General features: G+C 35.1%; 16 protein-coding genes. 10 read left to right on the top strand and 6 right to left on the bottom strand.

The features are described from left to right. Nucleotides 1-61 precede the first annotated feature (61 nt). The 6 genes from E2R68_RS09180 (at nt 62) to E2R68_RS09155 (ending at nt 8,392) form a co-directional block, all read left to right on the top strand. Nucleotides 62-691 (top strand): replication initiation regulator SeqA, encoded by a 630-nt coding sequence (locus E2R68_RS09180; protein ID WP_134277398.1) that lies wholly within the window; start codon nt 62-64, stop codon nt 689-691. A 30-nt stretch (nt 692-721) separates the two neighbouring features. Beyond that, nucleotides 722-2,374: a phosphoglucomutase (alpha-D-glucose-1,6-bisphosphate-dependent) gene (gene pgm, locus E2R68_RS09175; RefSeq protein WP_134277397.1), complete on the top strand. Its 1,653-nt coding sequence runs from the start codon at nt 722-724 to the stop codon at nt 2,372-2,374. Nucleotides 2,375-2,929: 555 nt separating this feature from the next. Continuing rightward, a complete protein-coding gene (locus E2R68_RS09170) occupies nt 2,930-5,443 on the top strand; it encodes a glycogen/starch/alpha-glucan phosphorylase (protein WP_134277396.1) in 2,514 nt (837 codons plus the stop codon). Nucleotides 5,444-5,552: 109 nt separating this feature from the next. Beyond that, nucleotides 5,553-5,840: a DUF406 family protein gene (locus tag E2R68_RS09165; protein WP_134277395.1), complete on the top strand. Its 288-nt coding sequence runs from the start codon at nt 5,553-5,555 to the stop codon at nt 5,838-5,840. A gap of 165 nt (nt 5,841-6,005) precedes the next feature. Further along, nucleotides 6,006-7,343 (top strand): DEAD/DEAH box helicase, encoded by a 1,338-nt coding sequence (locus E2R68_RS09160; RefSeq protein ID WP_134277394.1) that lies wholly within the window; start codon nt 6,006-6,008, stop codon nt 7,341-7,343. Between the two features lie 266 nt (nt 7,344-7,609). Then, entirely contained in the window at nt 7,610-8,392 is a 783-nt protein-coding gene (locus E2R68_RS09155; RefSeq protein WP_208380184.1) for an IclR family transcriptional regulator, read from the top strand. A 93-nt stretch (nt 8,393-8,485) separates the two neighbouring features. Here the strand turns inward: E2R68_RS09155 and E2R68_RS09150 are convergent, their stop codons facing one another. From E2R68_RS09150 to E2R68_RS09130, 5 genes are read right to left on the bottom strand one after another with little or no spacing between them, the layout of a single operon-like run. Beyond that, nucleotides 8,486-8,986, bottom strand: coding sequence for a CreA family protein (locus E2R68_RS09150; RefSeq protein WP_134277393.1), 501 nt, complete (start codon nt 8,984-8,986; stop codon nt 8,486-8,488). A 10-nt stretch (nt 8,987-8,996) separates the two neighbouring features. Beyond that, nucleotides 8,997-9,773, bottom strand: a complete 777-nt coding sequence (locus E2R68_RS09145; RefSeq protein WP_134277392.1) for a Zn-ribbon-containing protein — start codon at nt 9,771-9,773, stop codon at nt 8,997-8,999. A 2-nt stretch (nt 9,774-9,775) separates the two neighbouring features. Continuing rightward, entirely contained in the window at nt 9,776-10,105 is a 330-nt protein-coding gene (locus E2R68_RS09140) for a hypothetical protein (RefSeq protein WP_134277391.1), read from the bottom strand. 11 nt (nt 10,106-10,116) lie between these two features. Further along, nucleotides 10,117-10,431 (bottom strand): DUF3301 domain-containing protein, encoded by a 315-nt coding sequence (locus E2R68_RS09135; RefSeq protein WP_134277390.1) that lies wholly within the window; start codon nt 10,429-10,431, stop codon nt 10,117-10,119. A 29-nt stretch (nt 10,432-10,460) separates the two neighbouring features. Continuing rightward, on the bottom strand, nt 10,461-11,507 hold the full coding sequence (locus E2R68_RS09130) for a DUF3549 family protein (protein ID WP_134277389.1): 1,047 nt from the start codon (nt 11,505-11,507) through the stop codon (nt 10,461-10,463). Between the two features lie 173 nt (nt 11,508-11,680). Here E2R68_RS09130 and E2R68_RS09125 point away from each other — a divergent pair, with 173 nt between their 5' ends. From E2R68_RS09125 to E2R68_RS09110, 4 genes are all read left to right on the top strand, one after another. Next, a complete protein-coding gene (locus E2R68_RS09125) occupies nt 11,681-12,091 on the top strand; it encodes a YqcC family protein (RefSeq protein ID WP_134277388.1) in 411 nt (136 codons plus the stop codon). Between the two features lie 64 nt (nt 12,092-12,155). Then, nucleotides 12,156-12,953 (top strand): tRNA pseudouridine(65) synthase TruC, encoded by a 798-nt coding sequence (gene truC, locus E2R68_RS09120; protein ID WP_134277435.1) that lies wholly within the window; start codon nt 12,156-12,158, stop codon nt 12,951-12,953. 17 nt (nt 12,954-12,970) lie between these two features. Then, entirely contained in the window at nt 12,971-13,840 is an 870-nt protein-coding gene (locus E2R68_RS09115; protein ID WP_134277387.1) for a hypothetical protein, read from the top strand. A 109-nt stretch (nt 13,841-13,949) separates the two neighbouring features. Further along, nucleotides 13,950-14,351: a hypothetical protein gene (locus tag E2R68_RS09110; protein ID WP_134277386.1), complete on the top strand. Its 402-nt coding sequence runs from the start codon at nt 13,950-13,952 to the stop codon at nt 14,349-14,351. 385 nt (nt 14,352-14,736) lie between these two features. On the opposite strand, the gene E2R68_RS09105 is transcribed toward E2R68_RS09110, so the two are convergent. Then, entirely contained in the window at nt 14,737-16,509 is a 1,773-nt protein-coding gene (locus E2R68_RS09105) for a sodium:solute symporter family transporter (RefSeq protein WP_134277385.1), read from the bottom strand. Between the last annotated feature and the right edge of the window lie 179 nt (nt 16,510-16,688).

Raw genomic sequence — 16,688 nt, 5'->3', positions numbered from 1 at the left:
TGTGATCTTACTGCATTAAATTCTGTATCAAGTAAAATTAGTAACAAATAGTGGGGAAATAATGAAAACGATAGAAATAGAAGACGATCTATATAAATATATTTTGAATAATATTGAGGCCTTCGGTGAAACTCCTTCACAAATTCTTCGTCGTTTATTAGCTTTGCCAAAAGAAAAAGAAATGACTGAAAAACTTAAGCAACCCCCTCATACTGAAAAAGCGAAAGTAACAAACACTGATTTACCCTCAGAAGTAATATCCCAGGATAGTTTAGTTGAAGTATCAGATTCAGAACAAGTTGATAATGAAACTAAGCAACATTTTCACCAAGGAGTGAGAGAGTTGTTTAATGATAGTGCATTTAAGTCAGAATCAGTCATTACCAATAAATTTATGATGATGCTAACAACAATGTATTTTGAAAAAAAAGCAGAGTTTATTTATGCGGCTGAACAAACTAAAGGTCGTACTCGTGCTTATTTAGGTACGCACCTTCAAGATTTATTAAATTCTGATAACGAAGAAGAGTTAGCGCAATTTAAAGCGAGTAAACCGCGCATTATCCCACAGACTCCTTATTGGGTGATTACCAATGCAAATACTGGACGTAAACGTATTATTTTAACGCAAATGATGGCATCAATGGGCTATCCACATCATTTGATTGAACGTATCAAAGAAGAAATTTAATTTTACTTTCATTACAATATTGAGGCATTTATGGCAATTCACCCACGTGCAGGTCTACCTGCACAAGCAAACGATTTAGTTAATATTCCCAAACTAGTTGCGGCTTATTATGTAAACCTACCTGACGTTGAAATTACAGAGCAGCAAGTTGCTTTTGGTACTTCAGGGCATCGCGGTAGCTCTTTTAAGTATGCATTTACAGAGTTACATATTCTGGCAATTACCCAAGCACTTGCAGAGTATCGTAAACAGCAAGGGTATACTGGGCCAATGTTTATTGGGAAAGATACTCATGCATTATCAGAACCTGCTTTTATGTCTGCTGTACAAGTTTTAGTAGAGAATGGTATCAAAGTTGTTGTTCAAAAGGGCGGTGGTTATACCCCAACACCTGTTATTTCTCATGCAATTTTACAATACAACAAAAGCCATCCCGACTCACTTGCTGATGGTATCGTGATCACTCCTTCTCATAATCCACCTGAAGACGGTGGTTTTAAATATAATCCTCCTAATGGCGGTCCTGCTGATAGCGATGTAACAAAACTGATTCAAGATCGTGCTAATGAAATATTAAATGATAATTATGATGATATTTTACAGGCAGATTTTGATGAAGCGATGCAATCAGATTTAGTTGAAGAGTATGATTATATTCAACCTTATGTTGATGATTTAAAAAATGTTTTAAATCTTGATGCGATTGCCAAAGCGGGCGTAAAAATTGGTGTGGATACTTTAGGTGGTTCAGGTGTTGCGTATTGGCCGGTGATTGCTAAGACTTATGGACTTGATATAGAGGTCGTTAATGATCGTGTTGATCCAACTTTTTCATTTATGACTTTAGATAAAGATGGCAAGATCCGTATGGATTGTTCATCACCTTATGCAATGGCTGGATTAATTCAACTTAAAGATAAATTTGATGTTGCGATTGCTAATGATCCTGATTATGACCGTCACGGTATTGTTACTAAATCCTCTGGTTTATTAAATCCTAACCACTACCTTGCAGTAGCAATTAATTATTTATTTACCCATCGTCCAGAATGGTCAGCTAAAGCAATTGTAGGTAAAACACTGGTTTCAAGTTCAATGATTGATCGTGTTGTTGGTGATCTTGGACGTGAATTGTCCGAAGTACCTGTTGGCTTTAAATGGTTTGTCGATGGCCTATTTACTGGTAACTTTGGATTTGGTGGAGAAGAGAGTGCAGGTGCTTCTTTCCTTCGTAAAGATGGGACAGTATGGAGCACAGATAAAGACGGTATTATTTTGGCATTATTAGCTGCTGAAATTATTGCTGTGACGAAAAAAGATCCTGGTGAACATTACGCTGAATTTACTGCTAAATTTGGTGCGCCGGTTTATCAACGCTTTGATGCTCCTGCTTCACCAGAGCAAAAGAAAGTATTAGCTAATTTAAGTCCTGATATGGTTGAAGCTGAAATGTTAGCAGGTGAAAAAATTATTGATAAATTAACTCATGCTTCTGGAAATGGTGCCGCTATTGGTGGTTTAAAAGTGACAACTGAAAATGGTTGGTTTGCTGCTCGTCCATCAGGTACTGAAAATATCTATAAAATATACTCAGAGTCTTTCTTAGGTGAAGAGCATATTGCTTTGATTCAATCAGAAGCACAAGAGATTGTTGCTCAAGCATTTGCCAAAGCAGGTATTTAATTAGTATTTAAATAACATTTAGTTTTTAGCATTTTAATTAGGGCGAAGTATTCACTTCGCCTTTTTTGTCTCTTTTTCCCATCCTGAAATGCTTTTAGATAATCATACGCCTTGATTTACACTCTTCTCTCTTTGCAATAATTGACTATTTAATTAAGCACAATGATATAACCATTAAATTTTAGTGGGATTGTCAAATTTTAGTACTTAAGTCATATATTTTATTGTTTATATCGTTTATTTTATTGTTGTTCATAGAAATAATGATATGGATAAGTATTTGAATTGATATGAATGACTGGGTATCAAAATATTTTTATCTAGATGAGTACCTGTCAATTATAAATATGTTTACTATCAGATAAAAGTATAACTGATGCATAACGGGTATATGAGTGTGGTTGATTATTATAGATTATTCATTGAATATGATGAGTATCAATCAGTACAAATTATTAAGTTAGTTAGGATATTTTAATAACATTATTACTAACTATTTTTACCAATATAACTAACGCTAACACTTAATTTTACACTTACATAAATGGGTATAACATGGCGAATAAAAAAAAGACTACGACAAAAGCTACTGCAAAAAAATCAGTGACTAAGCAAGCAATCGCAATACCTTCTGTTAGCAGTGCTGAAATGCAGCAAGCAATTATCGAACGCCTTCATAAAGGCATTGGTACTGACGAATTTAAAGCAAATAATAAAGCATGGTGGAATGCAACTTGTCAGGCTGTTAATGAGTTAGTATTTGAAAAGCTAACTGCAACTCAACAAAATCATGCAAAGCAGGATACGCGTGCCGTAAATTATTTATCACTTGAATTTTTAATGGGACGTTTGTTATCTAATAACCTACAAAATTTACAAGTATTTAAAGTGACAGAGGATGCCCTAAAAGCATTAGGAAAAGATTTATACGAACTATGTGATGAAGAGCCGGATATGGCTTTAGGTAATGGTGGTTTAGGTCGTTTGGCTGCATGCTTCATTGATTCTTTAGCTACATTAGGCTACCCAGCAATCGGTTATGGCATCCATTATGAACATGGTTTGTTTAAGCAAGAGTTCCAAGATGGGAGACAAATAGAGCGTCCTGATACATGGCGTGAATATGGTAATCCATGGGAGATTTGTCGTCCGGAATCTATCCAATTAGTACCTTTATATGGTTATGTTGAAACTGTTTTTGAACAAGGTACTGGACCTCGCAAAGTCTGGCATGCAGGACAAAAATTAAAAGGTGTGCCATGGGATATTCCAATCGTTGGTTATGGCGCTAAAACAGTTAATATTTTACGTTTATGGGAAAGCCGGGCAGCTGAAGCTTTTGATTGGGATGTGTTTAATGCTGGTGGTTATGTTGATGCACAAGTAGAAAAGTCAAAAGCAGAAACTGTATCAAAAGTATTGTATCCAAATGATTCCACTGATGCAGGTAAAGAGCTACGTCTTATTCAACAGTACTTTTTCTGTGCTTGCTCTGTTAAAGATATTCTGCGTCGTTTTAAACGTGCAAATCAAGATTGGGAGTTATTGCCTGAGAAAGTAGCAATTCAATTAAATGATACGCATCCAACTATCGCTATTCCTGAATTAATGCGCATATTAGTTGATGAAGAAGGTTTGGAGTGGGACTTTGCTTGGAAACTTTGTCAAAGTACTTTTGCTTATACAAATCATACTTTATTGCCTGAAGCATTAGAGAAATGGTCAGTTGCATTATTTGAAAAAGTATTACCTCGTCATCTAGAAATTATTTATGAAATTAATAGCCAATTTTTAACACAGGTTGTTGAGGAAAAATGGCCTGGTGATGATCAGAAAAAAGAAAAACTATCTATCATCGAAGAGTCTCAACCTCGTATGGTACGCATGGCTAATTTATGTGTGATCACGGCTTATAAAGTAAACGGAGTCGCTGCCGTTCACTCTGAGCTTGTTAAAACTGATCTATTCCCAGAATTTCATGAGTTATTCCCAGGGAAATTAGTTAATGTTACTAATGGAGTGACACCTCGTCGCTGGTTAAAAGCATGTAACCCTGGTTTAGCTACTTTATTAGATGAAACATTAGGTCAAGATTGGGTGCTCGATTTAGATAAACTAAAAGGCATTTTACCAAAAGCTAACGACCCTGTTTTTCAAAAACGTTTTATGGATATTAAAAAGGAAAATAAAGTCGTTTTAGCAAAAATTATCAAAGAAACTGCTGGGGTTGATGTGTCGGTTGATGCCATTTTTGATGTGCAAATAAAACGTTTACATGAATATAAACGCCAGCAATTAAATTTGATTCATATTTTAACATTATATAAACGTTTACTTGAAAATCCTGATCATGACATGGTGCCACGTGTTTTCTTATTTGGAGCAAAAGCTGCTCCTGGTTACCATATGGCTAAAGAAATCATTTTTGCTTTGAATAAAATTGCAGATAAAGTAAATAACGATGAGCGTATTAAAGATAAATTAAAAGTGGTCTTTTTACCGAATTATCGTATTTCTTTAGCAGAGAAAATGTTCCCTGCTGCAGATATTTCAGAGCAAATATCCACTGCTGGTCTGGAAGCTTCTGGTACAGGTAATATGAAGTTTTCATTAAATGGTGCATTGACCGTAGGAACCATGGACGGTGCAAATATTGAAATGGCAGAAGAAATTGGTGCTGAGCATATGTTTATCTTCGGGTTAAGTGTTGACGAAGTTAAAGCATTAAAAGCACAAGGTTATAATCCATATGATTATTATTATAAAAATCCTGAGTTAAAATCGGTACTTGATTGGTTAGATACGGACTTCTTCACGCCTGGCCAACCAGGTTTATTATCTGATATTAAACGTAGCTTATTAGAATGGGGTGATGAGTATTTATGTCTTGCTGATTATGATTCGTACGTTGCAGCACACCAAGCCGTTGATCTACTTTATCGAGATCAGGCTGCATGGGCTGAAAAAGCCATTCTAAATGCTGGGGCAATGGGGAAATTTAATTCAGATCGTTCAATTGAAGATTACGCAACAACTATTTGGAATTTGAAAAAGTTTAAACTTGCTTAATGATATAAATCATTAAAAACTAAAAGGCGGTATTTAATATATCGCCTTTTTCATTTAAAGCGAGTTACAATCGCTATACTTATCATAACAAAGCACCGAGGTTACTAATATGTCTCAAGAAAATGATGTATGCGAAGCATGTGGCACAATCGTTGAATTAGGTAGTGTAATTGCACCTGATGATACAATACTTATTTTACCTTTTAATGGTCCAGATAAAGCAAGTGTTGAAGCGCTAGCTGATAAATATATCAAAGCTGCACAAGCTCGCTTTTCAACGGTAGAAGTGACTGTTGATATACAAGAAGTTAATAATGCGGTTGAAAGTAAAGTATCTTTACAGTTTGAATGTACTGCTGAAAAATTGATTTTTGAAATGGGTTTAAGTGCCATCTAAAGTAAAAAATCCCAAAGGATCAGCTTAGGTTGATCCTTTAATTTCATTCTTTCCACACAATTCAGCATTTTTTTTAACTCTATAACAAACTTCATTTCTTGTTTTTCTGCTTAATCGTTATACTACCCACAATAAATTATTCTTTTGACCCTATTGGAGCATACATTGCTAATTAAAGATCTCCCTATTGATCAGCGTTTGATCACCTCAGTTTCTCATTTAGGTTTTACTGAAACAACACAAATTCAAGCACAAGCAGTTCCGATTGCAGTATCAGGGAAAGATCTTTTAGCATCATCGAAAACAGGATCAGGCAAAACACTGGCTTATCTTTTACCTGCTATGCAACGTGTATTAAAAACGCGTGCATTAACTCGTCGTGATCCTCGAGTGTTAATACTAACGCCAACACGTGAATTGGCTAAACAAGTTTATGCTCAGTTGCGTTTATTAGTTTCCAATACAAGTATTAAATCTATTCTGGTTTTAGGTGGAGAGAATTTTAATGATCAAGTAAAAGCAATTGATAAACATCCTCATTTTATTGTTGGTACACCAGGACGTATTGTTGATCACCTTAAAAAAGGTTTATTGCATTTACCCGGTTTAGAATTGCTGATTTTAGATGAAGCGGATCGCATGCTTGATTTAGGTTTTGCAGAACAATTAACAGCTATTAATGAAGCAGCAAATCATCGTTTACGTCAAACGTTAATGTTTTCTGCAACGTTAGGTCACGGTGAAGTAAATGAGTTTGCTGGGCACTTATTAAAAGCGCCTGTGCGTATTGCTGTCGGTGAAGAGAATCAACAGCATAGTGAAATAACACAACGTTTTTATCTTGCTGATAACTTAAACCAAAAAGAAAAATTATTGTTTCACTTTTTAAAAGAAGAAAAAATTAACCAAGCTATTATTTTTACAGCAACGCGTGCTGATACCGAACGCTTGAGTGCAATATTAGTTGAAAAGGGCATGTCTGCGACTGCTTTACATGGTGATTTAACACAGTCTAATCGTAATAAAATAATGGATTCGTTTTCTCGTGGTAAAGATCAAGTCTTAGTAACGACTGATATTGCATCACGTGGTCTAGATTTAATTCATGTCAGCCATGTATTTAACTTTGATATTCCAAAGCACACAGAAGAATACATTCACCGTATTGGTCGAACAGGTCGTGCAGGCGAGTTAGGTGATGCTATTTCTATTATTGGCCCTAAAGATTGGGATAACTTTAAAAAAGTAGAAAGCTTTGTTGCGCAAAAAATTAGTTTTGACAAAGTAGAAGGTATTAATCCGAAATTTAAAGGGTTAAAACCAGTACAGAAAAAAGTGCTTACAGCGAAAAAAGAAATTAAAAACAGCAAAAAAACGGCACCACAAAAAGTAAGAAAAAGCACTAAAAAGCAAGAGCATGTTTTTCATGAGTCTGTTGATGTTGGTGCGGCACCTATGCGTCGTAAAAAAAGAAGTATTGTTATTGATACAGAAGAAGATTAAGCAATAATATTTTATGTCCACCACATTATAAAAATCAACCATCAAGGTTGATTTTTTGTTTGTGCTTTGAGTAATAAACTAGCTCTTTATCATTATTGCCAGATCAAAATATAAGCTTAATTCAGCGATAATTTTAAGTATTTATACAGCTAAAAATAATTGCTGCTTTTACTGTTAATATTTACGAGTACAATACGATTAAATAAGCCGTAGAGTATCACGGTAATTTATTCAATAAGTTGGTCTTATATAGGTCTTTGTGAAGAATGAATGAAATTGAAAATAATAAAAAAACAGAGTATCGAGCACCTGCATTAGAAAAAGGTCTAGAGATATTAGAGTTACTTGCAGCCGCTGATGAACCTTTATCTAAAAAACAAATTGCAGAAAAGCTAAATCGTAGCATCAATGAAATATTTCGAATGTTATCGGTATTAGTTAATAAGAAGTACATTGAATTTGATAATGAATTTTCTGTCTATACCTTAACATTGAAGATGTTTGCTCTATCTAATCAGCACCCGCCAGTTGCTCTATTATTAAAAAATGCACAGCCTTTAATGGAAGATTTAAGTGTTAAATTAAATCAGTCGTGTCATTTGAGTCTTTATCAAAACCATGAATTAGTTGTTATTTCTAAACAAGAAAGCCCTTATAAGATGGGGTTTAGTCTGCGTGTTGGTGTTTCTTTAGATATTTTAGGATCTGGTTCGGGTTTAGTGTTACTGAGTTATTTGTCTAAACAAGATCAACAGCATATTTTAAATAAATGTGAAGCATCAGATGAAGAAAGAGAACATGCTTTAAATTTATCTGAATCTATCATTAAGGATGGTCACTTCATCGGGGAAAGCCCTCAAATATCAGGCGTTACTAATATTAGTGTCCCGATATTTAGTGTATTAGGTGACATTTTGGCGATATTAACCATCCCATATATGACTTTAAATACGGCGACAGTACATCATCATGTAGAAAATATTGAGCATGCTCGAGATGAGCTTATTACGGTGGCTGAGAAGCTTAATCATAATTTAACAAAATGCTAAGAAAAGATTGATTATTGATGAAGAATGAAGAATGTTAATAAAACGATAAAGCATCTGAATAAGATGCTTTATCGTCAATAGAGATAAGCTTTATTATTTAGCTTTTGCTGCTTCTACTGCTGACTGGTAAGCTTCTGTTCCCCATAATGGAACTGTAGACATTGAATGTTGATAGTTACCATTAAATTCCTGCGTACTAAATGCAATATAAATTAATGATAATGTTGATTCATCATAGATTCGGTTAATTTTCAAAGATTTAAATAGGATGCTTTGAGATTTTTTAAATACTTGTTCACCGCCTTTACTACGATCTATATTCGCTAACATTTGATGTGTTATTTCCCCTGTTTGACGACAACTAATAGAAGAATCAGAAGGATCTGTAAAGTTCAAATCTGCAACAATATTGGAGATATGACAAGTAACACCTGGTACCTCTGGATCGGTTAATGCTTCAATTTTAATATCTTTTGTTGTGAAGATACCTAAACTTACGTCTCCGACGTTATCACTTGAACAGCCTCTTAATACAAAGAAAACGATGATAAGTAACAGTAATGAAATACCTGTCCATTTTATTTTTTTTAACATGTTATTGATCCTATTTTTTAAAATCCCAAGATAAGTTAGATACTAACTGGCATTGATCGCATTTAAAATCAAAAATATCAAATAAAGGCTCATTTAACTTCCACTCTCCACCACAACTCGGACAAGGCCTGTTTTGCTCTTCCTGTAACGAGGTTCCTGCTACGCGATACACATAATAATAAGTTGGCACTTTAGTAATATATTGAATACGTTTACATAAATTACTACCTCGATGGAAGAATTTACTGCTGATATCACCTAACTCTTTAAGTGCTGCACTAGAAACAGCAGAGCCATTCATCTGTAACTCATCTAAATTAACCCATTCTTCTTGCCATTTAATTGCACTTTTACGATCGCCATTACTTATTTCTTCTGGAGTACGGTATAGCGGAATTGGGGCTAATGTTTCACCACAACGAATAGGGGAGCAAGTATCTAAGAATGTGGTATATAGAATTTGCCAGCTTGGAGCGAAATTAGTTGCACATTGTTGAGAATTTAAATCCTCTGCGATGGTTTTTATTTTAGGTGCTAACAATCCTGCTGTGGTTAAACCATTTAATGCATGGGTTACTTGAGGGCTATTAAAGCGTTCATGTAAGCTATGTTCTTCAGGGCAAACTAAGCGGGTAGTGAAAATAGCACCTTGCATGGCAACAGGAAACTCTCTTCCGAGGATTTGGCCGTTGTAACGTAACATGTCTAAGTAATTATTGATGGCTCGTTCGACACTGGCATATTGTGTGTCTTGATAACATTCAAAGCTTAACTCTTTTATAAACACAATTATTTATCCAGTACTGTTGAGTTTTCTTGTAATGTTTTAAGTTGTATTTTAAGGCTATTAATTTCCTCTTTTAACGGTGCAATCGCTTGTGCGATTTTACTATTAATTATTTCATCAATACTGCCATTAATTTGTTGCGAGGTGGCACCTGTTAATGAAGGTTCCGTTGGTGTATCAATTTGCTTGTTAGGATCATCTTGCCACATTTTTAGGCCTTGGATGATCGCTGGTAATGGTGTGTTTTTAGGCAAACGCGCTTTAATTAAAGCGGTATTGGGAACTTTACCTTCCTTCGCAAGTTGTTGTGCAACTAATATAATACGGTCCATAAAATAACCTTTTAATAAAATGTATCTTGATCGTCGACAAGACGATAAGCGGGTAATTCAAAACGAGGTCTAGCTAGGCCATTGAGCGTCATTTTTCCTTGGTAGCTATTCTCTCCGTCACTACTAAATTCAAAAACAAAGCTTGCCTGTAAAAATTCATTACCTAATTTATAGTTAAAATGAGAACGGGCAACAGAGAGCAATTGTAATTCTAACTTTTTGCAATGTTGTTCAATCATTGTTTTAGCAAACTCTGATTGCTGGCGTAACTTCCAAATTGTTGTGCCAAATAAAACCATGGCCAGAATAAATAATAAATCCCACATAATGCTGCCTTGCTCCTGTCCATGTGCAATTAAGTATTTTCTTTTAGTCCTGAAAATAACAAACCAATCGCTTGTGATAATGCTGGTGAACGTGCTGTTAAACGTAATTGGCTTAAGACTTTATTTCTTAAACAAGGAATAGCAACTAAATCTGCAAATAGTTGAGGAAATAAAGATTGATGGTGAGTTGCTAATGCTTCGAAGTAGCGATTTAATAAGGTGTCATCTTCTAATTGTTTCCAACAGCGTCCTGCAATGGTGATGTACCAGTCAGCTTGATAAATGAGATCTGAAGAAAACTGCTCGTTAAGTAATTGTTTAGTTATACCTTGTGCATTTGCTGATGCTATTGCTCTAAGTAATAATATAGCTGTTGTTTCTTGACCTCGCTGTAAACGTTTTTTGGATTGCCTCGCTATTTTTTCAGCTAACTCAGTACTCATATCAGCTTGGTTTTCAAGGCATAAAGATAATGTTTGTAAAGGTTGTTCTGGTAAATGCTCTAAAGCATTAATGATTTTTTGCTGGTTATTATCATAATGCAAACGAGCAGCTAAATCGGCAAAACCTTGTAAACCTAATGTTTGCCAGTTTTCCCAATCATTTTCACCTGAAAAATAGGCTTGAATTGCCGGGTAAAAAGTAGAAGCAGGGCGGATAAATGTACTATTTATATTAGCATTAAAAATAGCTAGTTTTTCAGCACTTGGTTTAAATACAAAAGGGTTACTTGCTAACCTTTCTTGTAATTTATCACTGATATCAGATGTTAAATCCTCGCCCATAGCTTCAACAACCATTTTAATAAAACTGGTTTGAGCAGGTATCTTCATTAAACCTTGTTCATCCAAAGGTAATTTTAAAAACCAAACAAAATGCTCTTTTTGAGTCGCGACTTGCCAAAATGTGAGTGCGATATAAGCATGTTGCTGAATAGGAAAAGGATAAGCTTGTTCATTCTTTGCAATTTTTTGAAAGTCAGTATTATTAATTTTCTGCACAATTCTACCTAAATCATATACACGATATTGGCATTGGGCTTGTTCTAAAAAATCGGTCAGGGTGTTCATGCTCATAGGAAAGAATATCTTAGTAATTAATCGTGCTGCGATTATATACGTGTTCCTTGATGTGACCAAGGAGCAGAGGCGAATCCGTTAATATTGCCCTTATTTTGTGAGAACTTAAGCAACTGCAATGAGACAATATCCATCAGTTAATAAAACATGTTTATTTACAGTATCAAAGCATGAACTTTACTTCACTTGTTGTTATATTAGAGAATGATTTTTTAGGTGTGGATAATATGTTAAATCAAAACTCAAAGAATGAAAAAATAACGGATACTGATTTAACTAAAGAGCAAAAATTATTGATTCTATTAGATGATTTAATGGCTCTCTTAAAAGTAAATGGTTATTGGGAAACAAAGCAACCCACAATTGAGCAATTAGCTAGCCAGCAGCCTTTTGCAATAGATATGTTAACGTTTACTCAATGGTTACAATTTATTTTTATTGTTCGCATGAAACGATTGATTGTAATGCAACAAACGTTACCGACAACAATGTCAATTGCCCCTATGGCGAGTCAGGTTTTACCTAATGAATTTGCATTATTTAAAATACTAAGCGTAATCGATTCAGTAATAAGTGAATAATATGAAAGAAACAGCCTCATTAAATAACAGTCTTCAGGATAATGACCTCAATAATATAGAAGAGATGTTTGCAACCGTTGAAGAGCAACAGGATATTAGCGTAAAAACAAACAGTCCTGAATTGGATATTTTATATCAAGACGATTACCTTGTTGCGATCAATAAACCTTCTGGGCTTTTAGTACATCGTAGCTGGTTAGATACAAATGCAACTGAATTTGCAGTGCAGAAGCTACGAGATCAAATTGGGCAACATGTTTATCCAGCGCACCGTTTAGATAGACCCACATCAGGTGTTTTATTATTTGTTTTAGATAAAGACAGTGCGCGTCATTTGATGCAACAATTTGTCGAGCATCGCACTGAAAAACGATATCTTGCCGTCGTTCGTGGACATCTTGAACAAGGTATTCTAGATTATCCTTTGAAATATCAATACGATAAAATTGCAGATAAAAAAGCAGACATAACAAAGCCTGCACAAGATGCGATTACGGAATATCGATGTTTAGCACAAACACAAGTGCCAATCCCAGTTGGTCCTTATGACGCATCGCGTTATTCGTTAATGGAATTAATTCCAAAAACCGGACGTAAACATCAATTACGTCGACATATGAAGCATTTACGTCATCCTATTGTGGGTGATACCTCACATGGTGATGGTAAACACAATACAATGTTTCGTGACAATTTTGGTATTCACCGTTTATTACTACATGCTGCATATTTAAGTGTGATTCATCCTAAAACGGGACAGAAAATAGAAATAAGTGCACCATTAACTGGTGACTTTTTACATGTGCTATCTGAAATAAATCTTTCTGATACAACTCAACTACCTGAAGCTAATTCAGTTTAAAATAATAGAGAAATTTAATGTTTAAAACCTTGTATAAAGTTTTATTCGCTTTAATAGTGATTATTGTTATAGCTTATTTTTTACAAAATCGTGCTAATACTCCAGAGGCTTGCGCAAATATTGATGGGCTATGGGATCCCGTTGACGAAGTTTGTAAAAGCACAACAGAGCAAGTTATTTTTCAGTCGCTGTCAAAACCTCATCCTGTCTCTGTGGTTTACCCTGAAAACCAACGATTGGTAAAACTGGATAAAGTTGAGCAAGTTGATGAATTTATTTTCTTACGCGGACATTATGAAGATTTGTTACAAGCTGCGGATGATAATAACCAAGCTATTTACGATCGTGGTTCAGTTTATCTTAATATGTCAAAACTTAAGCTACTTGCTAAGAACACAACTGACGTCACTTATTTTGCGGCACCCTTTGTTATTAACACTGCAGGCAAAGGTGTGTTTGTTTATGTCGGGTTATTTTCCTATGACTTTTCCAGTAAACAAGCAACACATTTGAGCTCTGAATTATTGGGTAATCGAGTTCGTGAAGAAAATATTATCGTTGAAGGGCATAGCATTGTTGAAGAAAATGTATTCGTACAAGAGGGATTAATAAAAGTTCGATTTAAGAGTCATGGGCCGAAACAAACAATGTCTGAATACCCAACTCAGTCAAATGAAATTTTATTACAATTGGTTGCATTAGATCCACATGATGACCAAAACGCTAGTTTTAGACGTATTACCAAAAATACAGTAGATACACCTGCAAGTATGCATGTCAGTTGGGATGCTGATGGTGACGGGCTAAATGATTGTGAAAAGGATAATACCTGTGATCGTAGTGTTGATTATAGCCAAGAAAAATCAATGAATGGCACTGGTGAATAAAGTCTAATTTTAGATCTTAATAATAGGTGTTGTATTAGACATTAAAGTACAATGCCTCATTAATAATAAATCCTATTTATATATTTTAATTTAGTTACTAAGAGAAGTTATGTTAATCACTATTGCTAATTACTATACGCCACTATTGGCTTTATTTTGTGTCTGTTTTTTAAATTCAAAGATGAATAAACAATTAGGTCTTTCCTTTTTATTTGCTTTCTTTTATATCTATTCATTTGCTTTTATCGAAGCTCGTTTTAGTTGGTGGTCATCAATGGGAGGGGATTTTAGCTCTCATACAGCCGCAACAATGGTCATGGTTTGTGCTTTATTAAGCTTTAATTATAAAGTTGGTCTTGCTGCTTTTATTAGTATGCTAGGTTATGGCTGGGTCATGACTATGCTAAGTTATCATTCATGGTTTGATATTTTTACAACGATACTTGCTTGTATTCCTTGTATCTTTTTATTCTTCTCAATGAAAGATTCAAAAACAAAAGGTAATAGTTAACCTTAAAGACTAAGAGTGTATTTTTTAAAAAGTAAATGGATAAAAATAGACTCTGTTACTATTTAGGTTCAAATGATGAGTCGTCTAATTGTATTGATTAATTCAAAGAACGATATAGAAGGGCATACAGAGTAAATTTTATAGGAGAGGGAGACGTTTCAATCGCAATAGTTAGGCATGACTTAATCATGCGCCTTACTCTCGAATATTTTCTACATAAACGATTACCATAATATTATAGTCGGCAGTGTAAAAAGCCACTCATCTGTATTGCTGCAAACAAAAAAATCCGATGTTAATAAACATCGGATTTTGAATTCAACTACTTAAAATGAATTATATTTATCACTGTAGGTAGTAAGGGGATCTTATTTAACCATTCTCTTTATTTATAGTTTTCAGCGATTATAAATCCTTTTTTAGCTGCTCTTAATAAGAAATAGCCAATGGTAGCAATGATTCCGGCCATTAATACATATAATAAACGCCCCCATAATGGGTTAGGTACCAAGATTAGTAAACATAACGCTAAACCTGCTGCTACTAGTACTTTACCTAGTCGTTGCTGCTGTTTTCCATCCATTGCAATTGATTCTTTATTTTCTTCGCTAACGACGGGGGTTGCTACATTATTAAAGAATTGGTTTATTTCTTTAGCACGATCACCGGTAGGCTCTTTATAAAATAATTGTGTAGATAGGAAGAATCCTCCAGTAATAAATACATGACCAACAACGCCCATAGTAATCGACTTCATCTCAGCAAATTCTCGTGCACTTAAAGGTGCCGATAGACCAAATACGTGTTGCACCATGTCAGGTGTAATAACGAAAGCAATCACCGCGGATACACAAGCGCCGACTAAAATAGTTGCCCAACCTGCCCAATCGGGTGTTTTACGGATGAAGAAACAAAGTAGTGAAGGTATTAACACAGGGAAGGCAATTAACGTACCCACCAACATTAATGCATCAAATAATCCAAAGCCTTTTAATTCGCTCATGAGTAATCCTGCAGCAATAATCAAAAGACCAAATACGATGGTTGCTATTTTACTTGCAAGTAATAGACCTTTCTCAGAAGGTGTCTTTTGCATGTAAGGTTCGTAGACGTTTTTAATGAAAATACCTGCATTACGGTTCAATGCCGAATCCATTGAGGACATAGTGGCAGCAAACATCGCTGACATCATTAAACCTATCATACCTAACGGCATTTCATTTCTGACGAAGACAAAGTACGTTGCATCACTAATGTTAGATCCTAGTGATTGTAAGCCCCATGTAGACGTATCAGGATAATGTCCTGCTACGTACCATGCCGGTAGGAACCAGATAAATGGCCCTACAATCATTAAGGCACAAGCTAAAAGTGCAGCTTTACGTGCATTTTTAGTGTCTTTAGCTGCAATATAACGATATGAATCAATCATATTATTAGTGCTGAAAAATTGTTTGATGAAGATACAAATAAACCAACCGACAAATAAATACCCGTAAGAGTAGCCATCACCTACAAAAGGTTGTGCTGTTAATCCCTTCTCCAGTATTGGGCTCACACCACCTGATTTCCATATAGCGACTAAAGTTGCAATAAATGTAACAACAGTAATGATGATCATTTGTAGAAAGTCTGATGCGACAACAGCCCAACTACCACCAACAAGCGACATTAATAACACAACTAAGCCCGCAGCAATAATCGTGGAGCTAATTGGAATGTCAAAAACTGCGCTGGCAAAAATAGCCAGTGCGTTTAACCATAAACCTGCTTGTAAAACACTTGAAGGAACTGTTGCCCAAGTAAATACTTGCTCGCTTATCTTACCAAAGCGCATTCTAATGCCTTCAATAGGGCTAATTATGCGCATTTGACGCGCTTTGGCTGCAAAAAATAAGTAGTTACAAAAATAGCCAAGCGCATTTGCGAAAAAGATAACAACAATAGAGAGGCCAGATGTTAACGCTTTCCCCATTACACCTGTAAAAGTCATTGCACTTAATGCGGTCATGAAAGCCGTTGAGCCCACCATCCACCACAGCATCTTACCGCCCCCTCTGAAATAATCACTGGTAGATGCAGAAGCGTCCCGGAACAGCCAGCCTAACGCCAGTAGAAATGCTAAGTAGACCATTACAATAAATATATCAATACTCATAATACTTTCTCTCATTCAGTGAGGTTATTTATATAAACAGATATATAAAAAAACAAATAAAATTGGCATGCCAATAGGGTGTAGGGGATATAGTATTTATAAAAAAACTTAAAGCAAGGTGCAATTTATAGTTAATGCGATGCATATCACGGTATAAATGGTTTACGTGCATACCAATT

Source organism: Psychromonas algarum, assembly GCF_004376845.1.
GTDB lineage: Bacteria > Pseudomonadota > Gammaproteobacteria > Enterobacterales > Psychromonadaceae > Psychromonas.
Note: the sequence above shows the minus strand (reverse complement) of the source record. Positions and strands in the feature narration are given on the sequence as shown.